The organism is Shewanella sp. DAU305 (assembly GCF_026802235.1).
Lineage (GTDB): Bacteria > Pseudomonadota > Gammaproteobacteria > Enterobacterales > Shewanellaceae > Shewanella > Shewanella baltica.
The window spans coordinates 159535-172896 of sequence record NZ_CP113808.1; the positions used below are offsets into that span (position 1 = coordinate 159535).

8 protein-coding genes and 2 rRNA genes are annotated in these 13362 nt (G+C 48.6%); 5 read left to right on the forward strand and 5 right to left on the reverse strand.

The annotated features are described in order from the left end of the window. Positions 1 to 93: 93 nt before the first annotated feature. The 5 genes from OX890_RS00665 to OX890_RS00685 form a co-directional block, all read right to left on the reverse strand. Positions 94 to 2998 (reverse strand): 23S ribosomal RNA (locus OX890_RS00665). 368 nt (positions 2999 to 3366) lie between these two features. Next, positions 3367 to 4911 (reverse strand): 16S ribosomal RNA (locus OX890_RS00670). Together the 16S and 23S rRNA genes form the textbook arrangement of a ribosomal RNA operon. Before the next feature lie 700 nt (positions 4912 to 5611). Then, a protein-coding gene (locus tag OX890_RS00675; RefSeq protein WP_086012240.1) for an IS3-like element ISSba5 family transposase occupies positions 5612 to 6789 on the reverse strand; the annotation gives its coding sequence in 2 pieces (ribosomal slippage) (positions 5612 to 6531 and positions 6531 to 6789; 1179 coding nt in all). Positions 6790 to 7142: 353 nt separating this feature from the next. Then, on the reverse strand, positions 7143 to 8048 hold the full coding sequence (locus tag OX890_RS00680) for a helix-turn-helix transcriptional regulator (protein ID WP_006083558.1): 906 nt from the start codon (positions 8046 to 8048) through the stop codon (positions 7143 to 7145). A 69-nt stretch (positions 8049 to 8117) separates the two neighbouring features. Next, complete coding sequence (locus OX890_RS00685) at positions 8118 to 8990, reverse strand: formate dehydrogenase accessory sulfurtransferase FdhD (protein ID WP_126493094.1); 873 nt, start codon at positions 8988 to 8990, stop codon at positions 8118 to 8120. 319 nt (positions 8991 to 9309) lie between these two features. Here OX890_RS00685 and OX890_RS00690 point away from each other — a divergent pair, with 319 nt between their 5' ends. From OX890_RS00690 to OX890_RS00710, 5 genes are all read left to right on the forward strand, one after another. Then, positions 9310 to 9774: a DUF3305 domain-containing protein gene (locus OX890_RS00690; RefSeq protein ID WP_006083560.1), complete on the forward strand. Its 465-nt coding sequence runs from the start codon at positions 9310 to 9312 to the stop codon at positions 9772 to 9774. Beyond that, positions 9774 to 10439 carry a DUF3306 domain-containing protein gene (locus OX890_RS00695; protein ID WP_268649922.1) on the forward strand — a complete coding sequence of 222 codons (666 nt, stop codon included), beginning with the start codon at positions 9774 to 9776 and terminating at the stop codon, positions 10437 to 10439. Before OX890_RS00690 ends, OX890_RS00695 begins: the two co-directional genes overlap by 1 nt. Positions 10440 to 10628: 189 nt before the next feature. Beyond that, entirely contained in the window at positions 10629 to 12290 is a 1662-nt protein-coding gene (locus OX890_RS00700) for a 4Fe-4S binding protein (RefSeq protein WP_172599643.1), read from the forward strand. A gap of 10 nt (positions 12291 to 12300) precedes the next feature. Next, positions 12301 to 12978, forward strand: coding sequence for a TorD/DmsD family molecular chaperone (locus OX890_RS00705; protein WP_012090496.1), 678 nt, complete (start codon positions 12301 to 12303; stop codon positions 12976 to 12978). A 174-nt stretch (positions 12979 to 13152) separates the two neighbouring features. After that, positions 13153 to 13350 carry a twin-arginine translocation signal domain-containing protein gene (locus OX890_RS00710; RefSeq protein WP_006084528.1) on the forward strand — a complete coding sequence of 66 codons (198 nt, stop codon included), beginning with the start codon at positions 13153 to 13155 and terminating at the stop codon, positions 13348 to 13350. Positions 13351 to 13362: the final 12 nt, after the last annotated feature.

Here is a 13362-nt window from a genome sequence, read left to right on the forward strand (position 1 = left end):
TAATTCGGAAAGCTGATTTGCTTTGTTTGAGTTCACACTTCATCAAGTGTCGATATTCTGTCTAAGGCTTTCAGTAAAACCCATCTGGGTTGTATGGTTAAGCCTCTCGAGTCATTAGTACATGTTAGCTCAACGCCTCACAACGCTTACACACCATGCCTATCAACGTCCTAGTCTCGAACGGCTCTTTAGAGGAATTAAATTCCTAGGGATGACTCATCTTAGGGCTCGCTTCCCGCTTAGATGCTTTCAGCGGTTATCGATTCCGAACGTAGCTACCGGGCAATGCCATTGGCATGACAACCCGAACACCAGCGGTTCGTCCACTCCGGTCCTCTCGTACTAGGAGCAGCTCCCTTCAATCATCCAACGCCCACGGCAGATAGGGACCGAACTGTCTCACGACGTTCTGAACCCAGCTCGCGTACCACTTTAAATGGCGAACAGCCATACCCTTGGGACCGACTTCAGCCCCAGGATGTGATGAGCCGACATCGAGGTGCCAAACACCGCCGTCGATATGAACTCTTGGGCGGTATCAGCCTGTTATCCCCGGAGTACCTTTTATCCGTTGAGCGATGGCCCTTCCATTCAGAACCACCGGATCACTATGACCTACTTTCGTACCTGCTCGACGTGTATGTCTCGCAGTTAAGCTGGCTTATGCCATTGCACTAACCGTACGATGTCCGACCGTACTTAGCCAACCTTCGTGCTCCTCCGTTACTCTTTGGGAGGAGACCGCCCCAGTCAAACTACCCACCAGGCACTGTCCCTAATCCCGATAAGGGACCTAGGTTAGAACATCAAAACTACAAGGGTGGTATTTCAAGGACGACTCCATCATGACTAGCGTCACAACTTCAAAGTCTCCCACCTATCCTACACATGTAGGTTCAATGTTCAGTGCCAAGCTATAGTAAAGGTTCACGGGGTCTTTCCGTCTAGCCGCGGGTATACGGCATCTTCACCGCAATTTCAACTTCACTGAGTCTCGGCTGGAGACAGCGTGGCCATCATTACGCCATTCGTGCAGGTCGGAACTTACCCGACAAGGAATTTCGCTACCTTAGGACCGTTATAGTTACGGCCGCCGTTTACCGGGGCTTCGATCATGAGCTTCTCTTGCGATAACCCAATCAATTAACCTTCCGGCACCGGGCAGGCGTCACACCGTATACTTCCTCTTGCGAGTTTGCACAGTGCTGTGTTTTTGATAAACAGTTGCAGCCACCTGGTATCTGCGACTCCCGTCAGCTTAGAGAGCAAGTCTCATCACCAACAGGAGCGTACCTTCTCCCGAAGTTACGGTACCATTTTGCCTAGTTCCTTCAGCCGAGTTCTCTCAAGCGCCTTGGTATTCTCTACCCGACCACCTGTGTCGGTTTGGGGTACGATTCCCACTAACCTGAAGCTTAGAAGATTTTCCTGGAAGCATGGCATCAACTACTTCAGTCCCTTAGGACCTCGTCATCAGCTCTCAGTCTGCACACTAAAGTGCGATTCCCCGGATTTGCCTAAGAAATCAACCTACCACCTTAAACGCGGACTACCAACGCCGCGCTAGCCTAGCCTTCTCCGTCTCTCCATCGCAGTTAGCGGAAGTACAGAAATATTAATCTGTTTCCCATCGATTACGCCTTTCGGCCTCACCTTAGGGGTCGACTCACCCTGCCCCGATTAACGTTGGACAGGAACCCTTGGTCTTTCGGCGAGGGGGTTTTTCACCCCCTTTATCGTTACTCATGTCAGCATTCGCACTTCTGATACCTCCAGCGTGGGTTACCCCTTCACCTTCAACGGCTTACAGAACGCTCCTCTACCGCGCATCTCTAATGAAATGCACCCGTAGCTTCGGTGACTAGCTTAGCCCCGTTACATCTTCCGCGCAGGCCGACTCGACTAGTGAGCTATTACGCTTTCTTTAAATGATGGCTGCTTCTAAGCCAACATCCTAGCTGTCTAAGCCTTCCCACATCGTTTCCCACTTAGCTAGTACTTTGGGACCTTAGCTGACGGTCTGGGTTGTTTCCCTTTTGACGACGGACGTTAGCACCCGCCGTCTGTCTCCCGAGTAGTACTCATTGGTATTCGGAGTTTGCAAAGGGTTGGTAAGTCGGGATGACCCCCTAGCCTTAACAGTGCTCTACCCCCAATGGTATTCGCTCGAGGCGCTACCTAAATAGCTTTCGAGGAGAACCAGATATCTCCCGGTTTGATTGGCCTTTCACCCCCAGCCACAAGTCATCCGCTAATTTTTCAACATTAGTCGGTTCGGTCCTCCAGTTGATGTTACTCAACCTTCAACCTGCCCATGGCTAGATCACCGGGTTTCGGGTCTACACCTTGCAACTAAACGCGCAGTTAACACTCGGTTTCCCTACGGCTCCGCTATTCGCTTAACCTCGCTACAAAATGTAAGTCGCTGACCCATTATACAAAAGGTACGCAGTCACGGTCTCAAGAACCGCTCCCACTGCTTGTACGTATACGGTTTCAGGTTCTATTTCACTCCCCTCACAGGGGTTCTTTTCGCCTTTCCCTCACGGTACTGGTTCACTATCGGTCAGTCAGGAGTATTTAGCCTTGGAGGATGGTCCCCCCATATTCAAACAGGATGTCACGTGTCCCGCCTTACTCGTTTTCATCAATGGTTAGTTTTCATGTACGGGGCTATCACCCTGTGCCGCTGTGCTTTCCAACACATTCCACTAACACCCCACTGACTTAAGGGCTAATCCCCGTTCGCTCGCCGCTACTAGGGGAATCTCGGTTGATTTCTTTTCCTCCGGGTACTTAGATGTTTCAGTTCCCCGGGTTCGCCTCGCAACACTATGTATTCATGTTGCGATAACAGCTTATGCTGCTGGGTTCCCCCATTCGGACATCGTTAGCTCAAATGCTTGTTACTAGCTCGCCAACGCTTTTCGCAAGTTACTACGTCCTTCATCGCCTCTGACTGCCAAGGCATCCACCGTATACGCTTAGTCGCTTAACCATACAACCCAAATGAGTTTCACTCACCTGAGTCGCATTGCGACCAGCTTGGTTTTACTTGTCTCACTTCTGACCAAAGAAGTGGACGCGCCTTAGACGTAAACTATTCAATAAAGAATAATTTACTTTTTGAATATTCAAGACACTTAATAAAGTGTTTGAGAACTCATGATGCAAACGTTTCCACGTTTACATCGGTTTGTAAGTAACATGACGACAGACATCATCACGTTACATACTATCAGCTTTCCAAATTGTTAAAGAACAATGCGTACCGGCTAGCGGCGCATTCAGCTCTGACTTCTCCTAAGAGAAGATAAACAAGCAATCTGTGTGAACACTCAACAAACATTAAGTTAGTCGTATAGGTAAGGAGGTGATCCAGCCCCAGGTTCCCCTAGGGCTACCTTGTTACGACTTCACCCCAGTCATGAACCACAAAGTGGTGAGCGCCCCCCCGAAGGTTAAGCTACCCACTTCTTTTGCAGCCCACTCCCATGGTGTGACGGGCGGTGTGTACAAGGCCCGGGAACGTATTCACCGTGGCATTCTGATCCACGATTACTAGCGATTCCGACTTCATGGAGTCGAGTTGCAGACTCCAATCCGGACTACGACGAGCTTTGTGAGATTAGCTCCACCTCGCGGCTTTGCAACCCTCTGTACTCGCCATTGTAGCACGTGTGTAGCCCTACTCGTAAGGGCCATGATGACTTGACGTCGTCCCCACCTTCCTCCGGTTTATCACCGGCAGTCTCCCTAGAGTTCCCACCATTACGTGCTGGCAAATAAGGATAGGGGTTGCGCTCGTTGCGGGACTTAACCCAACATTTCACAACACGAGCTGACGACAGCCATGCAGCACCTGTCTCACGGTTCCCGAAGGCACTAAGCTATCTCTAGCGAATTCCGTGGATGTCAAGAGTAGGTAAGGTTCTTCGCGTTGCATCGAATTAAACCACATGCTCCACCGCTTGTGCGGGCCCCCGTCAATTCATTTGAGTTTTAACCTTGCGGCCGTACTCCCCAGGCGGTCTACTTAATGCGTTAGCTTGAGAGCCCAGTGTTCAAGACACCAAACTCCGAGTAGACATCGTTTACGGCGTGGACTACCAGGGTATCTAATCCTGTTTGCTCCCCACGCTTTCGTGCCTGAGCGTCAGTCTTTGTCCAGGGGGCCGCCTTCGCCACCGGTATTCCTCCAGATCTCTACGCATTTCACCGCTACACCTGGAATTCTACCCCCCTCTACAAGACTCTAGTTCGCCAGTTCGAAATGCAATTCCCAGGTTGAGCCCGGGGCTTTCACATCTCGCTTAACAAACCGCCTGCGCACGCTTTACGCCCAGTAATTCCGATTAACGCTCGGACCCTCCGTATTACCGCGGCTGCTGGCACGGAGTTAGCCGGTCCTTCTTCTGTAGGTAACGTCACAGCAACAGCGTATTAAGCTGCTACCTTTCCTCCCTACTGAAAGTGCTTTACAACCCGAAGGCCTTCTTCACACACGCGGCATGGCTGCATCAGGGTTTCCCCCATTGTGCAATATTCCCCACTGCTGCCTCCCGTAGGAGTCTGGGCCGTGTCTCAGTCCCAGTGTGGCTGATCATCCTCTCAGAACAGCTAGGGATCGTCGCCTTGGTGAGCCATTACCTCACCAACTAGCTAATCCCACCTAGGTTCATCCAATCGCGGAAGGCCCGAAGGTCCCCTCCTTTCCCCCGTAGGGCGTATGCGGTATTAGCAGTCGTTTCCAACTGTTATCCCCCTCGACTGGGCAGATCCCTAGGCATTACTCACCCGTCCGCCGCTCGCCGGCAAAGATAGCAAGCTATCTTCCCGCTGCCGCTCGACTTGCATGTGTTAGGCCTGCCGCCAGCGTTCAATCTGAGCCATGATCAAACTCTTCAATTAAAGTTTTGTTGCTTCGGTCTTGCGACTTCAGCGGCTCAATGAATTCTGATTTTTTTGTTTTTCGCACTCCTTATAAAAGAAGGGCTAAAACAAACTGTACATATTGCTATGAACACTCATTGTTACATTGATTTAAATTTTTGACTGCCAACCCGAAGGTTAAGCAGTTTCGATTAACTCAACACCTGTGAGTGTCCACACAGATTTCTTGTTTTATCTTGTTAAAGAGCAACTCAATATCCGTAAGAGGACTTGAGTACCACACTGAGCGCCGAACGCTTCCAGGTGGCTAGGGCTGCGTATTCTACGCATTTCCCGTTTCGCGTCAAGGAGTTTTTTCAACTTCTTGCTGCGATTGAATTAAGTGCCATTCTCAACAGAGAGTAAGCCATTCAATTCAACTTAACTCGCCAGCTTGCTTTCGCTGTCTGCCGTGTCAGTGGATGCGCATTATAGGGAGATTGAGAAAGTGCGCAACCCCTTTTTTAAGGAAATTTGCAGTTAATTCTGATTATCTAAACTAGCCACAAGATACCCACCACTTACCCCCAAAGTTATCCACAAAATAGCGTTTTCTCTGCAGTTCTACCTCATATTTTGAGGATGTACTACATCAAGGCGAAGAGATTTACGCATAGATTCTATAAATTTTAGATAAGGATAACGACTGCTCGAACCGAAATATCTCATTCTGTAGTGGTCAAGTAAAATTGGCCACGGTTTTAGAGTCATTCCAATATAAACGTTCTGACTCATTTGGCGTTAACCCACCATTATATTGATGGGGTCTGGTCTCACTGTAATATCCAGTGATGTAATTTGTGATCTCTTTATCTGCTTCTGTAAAATTCCCATAACCACTGGCGGGTATCCACTCAGATTTCAAACTTCTAAAGAAACGCTCCATTGGTGCGTTATCCCAACAATTCCCGCGGCGACTCATACTTTGCTCAATCTGAAGACGCCATATTAATTGTCTGAATTTCAAGCTTGTGTAATGTGAACCTTGATCGCTGTGATAAATCACATTCTCAGGTTTCCCCCTTAACTCAAATGCCATTTTCAAGGCTTTACAGGTCAGCTCGCTGTCAGGTGATAATGACAAAGCCCACCCAACAGGTTTACGGGAAAACAGGTCTAGAACAACCGCTAAATATGCCCAACGATTACCGACCCAAACATACGTCACATCGCCACACCACACTTGATCTGGTTGAGTTACGGCAAACTGTCGATTAAGCGTATTCGGGATCGCTACATGCTCTTGTGCAGCTTTCCTATAAGAATGTTTAGGCTGCTGACAGCTCAATAACCCAAGCTTTTTCATTAGATTACGGGCTCGATAACGACTGAGACAGATCCCTTTGTTAGTCACTAATTGCGCTATCGTTCGAGCACCGGCAGAGCCATGACTAATACGATGCGCGGCCTTCACTTCACTGCATAAAATTGTAAAATCAGCATCGATATGTTCTTTTCTTTTTAGCCAATATTTATAGCTACTTCGATGCACTTTGAATGCATTACAAATTGTGAGAATAGAGTGGCTCTGCTTGAGTGCGCTGATCAGCGTAAATTGTTCATCGAGTCTGACATCAAGAGAGCGGTAGCCTTTTTTAGGATTAGATTATGCTCCTCAAGACGCGCTATTTGTTTCTTCAGTTCACGGATTTCAATTTGTTCTGGGGTAATCGGAGATGCTTTTGGTGTGCCACCCTGGCGTTCTAGTTTTAACTGTCTCACCCATTTATCCATAGTGGACTTACCTACGTTCATCGCCTTTGCAGCTTCGATGATGCTATGGTTTTTATCGAGGACTAATTGGGCTGCTTCAAGTTTGAATTCAGCACTAAATGTTTTTCTGGTTGTCGATCTCATGTGTTCACCTAAAGTCATCTACGAGGTAATAATATCACCTCTATTTAGGTGGCCAAAATTAGTGTGCCACTACATTCCTTCACTTATATAGAGTAATTAATGGAATATAACGGGGAGCAATATAGATGGCGCGCTAACACATTCGGCGATAAAGATACTTTAGCTATATAGTCATAGTCGCAGCCTTCATCCCATCGCCATAGAAAGCCGAAATGACTTAATCAGGGACAGGGAGAGATCTCTTTAATACTTATTAGGTAACTAGCTATATAAGTAGCAGTGTAAGTAACTGTCATAAGTATGGCAGAGATCATTCGACTCTATTCAGCTTGATCCATTACCGAGAGAGCGGATTAGCTCGCACTCCAGAGTAACTGTCCACAGTCGGTAAGATCATAGCCACCCAGTAGCGCCGCCATTTGCCTCGAGTGGCCGCTCGCCAACATGGTAAAGAGTTGTTGAAGCTGACGACGGAAGTAAATGCTTTGCGGCATAACGAAATCGAAGGACTCTTTTATCAGTGGCACGAAACTCAAACCACTCTCCAATGCCACAGATTGACAGCCAAAACCTATATCGGCATCACCACGGGCGATATAACCTGCCAGCTCGCGTTCACTATAGGCCGTCAGCACGACATTTAGCTGATCTAAGCGAGCGCCTTGCTTTAACAACCAATGTTCTAAATGTTGCTGGCTACCCGCGCCGCCCTGACGACTCACCCAACGCCAAGGTAAGTTCACGACTTTATCTTCCTCTTGGCATCTGTGGTGCATATCGGCACGCATGATCAACCCTTGTTGACGGGAGTAACCGTGCACCATGATCCATTGTTGATGATTGTTATACCCTTTAAGTAAGGCTGGATGACGGATATTGCGATCCTCCATGCTGCCCCAGTGTAAGGTACACACATCGGCATAACCTTTAGCGAGTAACTCTAATCCTAAGCGTGAACCTGTCGCGCTGTAGCTTATCAACTCACGACTACCGACTTGTGCCATCAAGCGCGCCACCAGCATAGATAAGAGTGGATCGTCGCTGCCGGTGATCAATAAACGGTCGGTAAGCATGCCACTGTGGCACGAATCCATTACCCAACGGTCGATTAACACTTTCGGGAATAGCCATTTACCGGTGATTTTAGTGGCGGGGAGAATTCTGTCATTGGCCATGGCGTAGACTTTTTTCTCGTTAAGATCTAAATACTCGGCCACTTGCTTCGCGCTCATGTAAACCAATTCACTGGCAGACGTCATCTTGTTTCCTTGTCTTATTCTTTATTACTGCATGCAAGCCTTAGCATTACTGTCTTAGCTCACTTGGGGCTAAGGAGCCGTATTGGCATCAAATTGCAGATTTTCACTGCCGTGATACACCAAAAAGTGTCGACCTTTAGCGCGGGCGATAATAGTAATGCCTAACTGTTGCGCCAGTGCTAAGCCCATCTGAGTCACGCCGCTACGTGATAGCAAAATGGGGATCCCCATCTTGGCGACTTTAATCACCATTTCAGAGGTTAAGCGGCCTGTGGTATAGAAAATCTTGTTATCGCCACGATCCTGCGTCAGCCACATATCCCCAGCCAAGGTATCGACGGCATTATGGCGGCCCACATCTTCAACGAAGGCCATAATCTTGTCGTCTTCGCACAAACCACAGCCATGCACAGCGCCAGCATTCTTATAGGTTTCGTTATATTCGTTGATATTTTTCAATAAGCTATACAGCGTGCTTTGCTTCAAATTCGGAGTGGGTAAATTGATGTTATCTAGATCCTGCATGAAACTGCCATAAACCGTGCCTTGACCGCAGCCTGACGTCACGGTTTTTTCGGAGAGTTTCTCGTCGAGATCGGCGGTTTGTTCACGGGTAACCACAGCCGCAGAACTCACATCCCAATCGACGATAACAGAGTCCAGCAGGCTCACATCCGAAATAAAGCCTTGGTTCTTAAGATAACCTAACGCCAGAGACTCAGGTTTTGCCCCTAGGGTCATCAGCGTCACTATCGGACGCCAGTTTAAATAAACGGTAAGTGGACGTTCGCAGGCGACAAATTTATCTAGCACTTCCCCAGCTTCATTCACTGCTTTTACGGCAATGGTTAACGGTACTTCCGCTTGGGTTCTCACAAAAGAACACTGATGATGAGGCTTCTGAGTGGGGTTAGCTGCCGCTACTTCTTTATCTGTGCCCATGCTGTTTTCCGAAATCATAATGCTACCGCTTAACGAGTCATGGCCTGAGCATAGCAATATTTATACCTAGGTATAAAACTCGGGTTTAAATGCGTGATCTGCCGCAATGCTGATTTTTCATTAGCCCTTTTATGTCCCAAACAAAACCCAGCATTGGACAAAATGTCCACTTTCGAGAGGGTTTTTGATGATCTAGTTCAAACTAATACCCCATGTTTACTGGCACCAATATTGCAGTGACCTTTTATCGCAATTTGTTGGTAAAACCGATCCGTTCGATCTACGGTTCGTCCATCAACACGGCTGAGACGGAGAGACAATGCAACATACAACGAATGTTTGGCCCATGTACGTTTCACTTAAAAAAGTAGAGAAACAAGTTGGCCGCTGGACCTCAGTACAATGGGAAATTGAACACTTACTTCCCGCCACCCATCAAGCCCCAGACGACGCAACCTTAGTGCTCCTCGAACTGCACAAAGACGAACGCGCCAGCTATCGCCTCAATCTCGATGTAGACAACGCTATGCTGTATTTAGTGTGCGATGAAACAGCCGATGGCACTTGGATACCCGCAGCACTGTCGGCAGATCAAAACGTCGCCGCTGGTTGTCTTGAGGGCAATACCCCTGTTATCAACCTATTGATGCCAGAAGCTATCGCTTGTTGGATTGAAGCCTTTATCACCCAGCATGGCGAAGTCGAAATCGCCGCCCATCGGCGTAAACATGTCGATGGCCGTAAGAATCAAGGCCCGAGTCACGATCCACTTCGGAGGGACTAATGGCTGAATCCACGCAAAAAACGGCTGGGCTACTGAGTCGCTGGAACCAGCGTCGCGAACAAGTTGCCGCTGAGCAAGCACTAGAAAATCAAGCAGCCGCGCCTCAAGCGCCGATCGCGACCGAAGCCACTGTGGCAGTTGAGCCGCTTCAATCGACAGAGCCCGCATTAAAGTCCAATACTGCCGAGCATGACGATCCGAATCGCATGCTCACGGCGGCGGATTTACCTAATCCTGACGAAATTGAAATTGGCGGTAGCTTTGCGAGTTTTATGGGCGCGAATGTTGATCCGGCGGCGAAATCTGCGGCTCTGAGAGCGCTGTGGAAACAACCGCATTTCAACGAGATAGATGGGCTTTTGGAATATGCGCTCGATTACAGTAATCAGCCCAAACTCAGCGCTGAAGTTTCAGCAGAATTAGCACAAAAAGTCTTCCGCTACATCACCAAAGACAGCGAAACGCCGGATGAAGAGTCAGCCTTAGCCAAACAAGCTGCAGAAACTAATCCATCCGCTAGTCTTGATGTAAGCGAAACCACGACTCAAGAAGTCGACACCGAATTGGCAGCAGAGCCGATAGCGGACAATTTGGATGGGGAGACTGATGACCTACCCCAAAATGCACCAGAGCCCTCGGCTCAGGCCCAAACCCGAGTTGTTTAACGTCAGTTTAGCTAATTTTAATGTCCGTAACTTTGGTATGTGAATTGCTGTACTAAGACATAAAAAAGCTTAGATAAAAGCAGAAAAGGCAATGACTTACTTATTACCAGCCGCCTAAATCTGCCCAGATACAGTAAAACAAGAAACAGCCAGAGTACTGTTCAGGAACGCAATGTGAGCACTCATTTGATGACCAATCAAACCCAAGAAGCGTTAAAACAAGCGCGGCAACAGGTGTTAGCGCAAACTCAGATGCTGCAGAATCTGATCCCGCCAACCGTCAGCTACACCACCGAAGGCAATGTCCTCATTATCGGCCCAGAAGATCTGGCTCGCCTTGCCGCGGACAAATTGTCCACTATGGCCCATCGCGTGATTTTAGCCAACGAAGCCATTACCAGCCAAGATGAAGCCCACCTCGAGCGTGTGATGGAGGCGGCAACCGATGTCGAAAGTTACTACAACAAACTCATTGGCGTAAAAGGCTTTTTAGGCCAATTCCAAGTGAGTGTTGAACATCAAGATGGCGCGGCCGAACTCAGTTTAGTGTCGATTCGTAAACCCCATTTCGATATCGTGCTCGATTTGAGCAGCACAGCTTGTTTGAACTTAGAAATGCTGCCACCCGGTTATTTCTATGTCGGTCAAGACACTGAGAAACTCGAAGATGCCCTCGCGCAAATTCCCGATCTTGTCGGCCAATTCGATAAGCCTCGCTACGTCAAAATCAACCCGGATATTTGTGCCCATGACCGCAATGGCATCAATGGTTGTAATCGTTGCCTTAACTTTTGCCCAGCCGATGCGATTAGTAGCGTTGCGAAGAAAATTGAAATCGACCCATACCTTTGCCACGGCGCGGGCAGTTGTACCAGCGCTTGTCCAACGGGTGCCATCAGTTACGATTTACCGACGCCGCAGGCCTTACATTCATATCTGAACAAAGTCGTTAGTCGTTTCCGCGAGCAAGCCCAAACCGCACCGGTGATTTTGTTCCACGACAATGCCGTCGGCGCCGACTTTATCACCGACGATCTAGCGGGTGACATTATCCCCGTCGCCTTAGAAGAAATTACGGTTGCCAGCTTAGATCATTGGCTGTCGGTACTCGCATGGGGCGCACGCCAAGTGCTGATCCTTAATACCGACGCCACGGCGCCAACTCTTACGCAAATGCTTAAAGGCGAACTTTCTTTAGCCAATAGTATTTTAGATGAGATGGGTCAGCCGCAACGTATCAGCCTCATCGACCCAAACATGCTTGCCGATTTAGATGCGATGCTCGATATCAGCTTAGATTGGCCCGTGATCGTGCCCGCTGCATTTGCTTCAACCACTAAACGCAATACGCTATTTGAAGCGATAGATCACCTCAATAGCCAAGCGGGTGAAATCGATACTTGCCTTAGCCTCAACAACATTCCCTTTGGCAAAGTCAGCGTGAATGTCGAAAAGTGCACTATGTGCATGTCCTGCGTGGCAATTTGTCCAACCGTGGCATTGCAAGATGGCGGCGACAAACCTGCACTACACTTTATTGAGCAAAACTGCGTGCAATGCGGTTTATGTGAAGCGGCCTGTCCTGAAAAAGTGATTAGCCTAACGCCACAAATTAATTTTGATAAAGCTGCTCGTCAGCAGCAACACACCCTGAAAGAAGAAGCCCCCTTCGAATGTATTCGCTGCGGCTCTCCTTTTGCGACCCAATCTATGGTGCATCGGATGCTGGATATGGTCGGCGCGCACAGCGCATTTTCTGCCAATATTGAACGCTTGAAAATGTGTGGCGACTGCCGGGTAAAAGACATGTTTGAAGACATTCTTCAAGATCCTGAAAAGCAACTGCGATAAGAGATCCGCTATGACCGAATCAGTAAGACAAGTTTCAGAAAACGATCAGTTGAGAGCCGATATCTATCAACTGTTAGCCGCCCTATTGCGCCGTCAGCCGAGTCCTGAACTGCTGCAATTTTTGGCCAATCTTGAAATCGATGCCAATGAAGACAACGAGATGACCAAAGCCTGGTTATCACTCCAACTTGCCGCCCAGCAGTTCAGCGATGAACAGCTTGAAGACGAGTATTTTGCGCTATTCCTCGGCGTGGGCTCTGGTGAAATCCTGCCCTATGGCAGCTGGTTTATGACTGGCTCCTTAATGGACAAACCGCTGGCATTATTGCGCCAAGACCTGATGCAACTCGGATTTGAACGCGAAGACAATGTCAAAGAACCCGAAGATCATGTAGCCGCCCTGTGTGAAGTGATGGGAACCCTGATTTTAGAAGCGCCGAGCTATCGCCAACTGGCTTTTTACCAACGCCATATCGGCAGTTGGATTGGCCGCTTCTGCGACAACTTAGCTAAGGCGCCCAGCGCTGCGTTTTACGCGACTGTAGCCCAGTTGGCAAAAGCCTTCTTTGAAATGGAAGCCAGTGCCTTTGAACAATTGAGCTTAGATATTCCCGTCAATTGCCCAGGCAGCGCCGACCTACAACCGGCCACCAGCGATTTAGCAAAACCAGTGGAATTAATGAACTAAGACTAAGCTTAATAATAGCGCGACATGTGCGCGCTAGATGTCAATGCTAGATGAGTTCAAACAGCGAAGGTGAAGTCACACGCACCTTCGCAACAATAACGAAAGCTTAGGCTTTCACAATAACCGAGGTGGTCGCCGTTTGTGCCATCTTATCCCGCAACACAAGGAGACACTATGAAGAAGCCAGCTTCCGACATGGGCCGTCGTCAATTGCTCAAAGCATTGGCACTCGGCAGTGCGGCAGGCGCAGTGGTAACCGTGAGCAGTCAGGCGTTAGCTTCGACAAAAACGGCAGAAACCACAGAGCCTAAGAGTGAGAACTACCGCGAAACCGACCATATCCGTAACTATTATGCGTCGTTGAACAACTAACCAGAGGAGAGT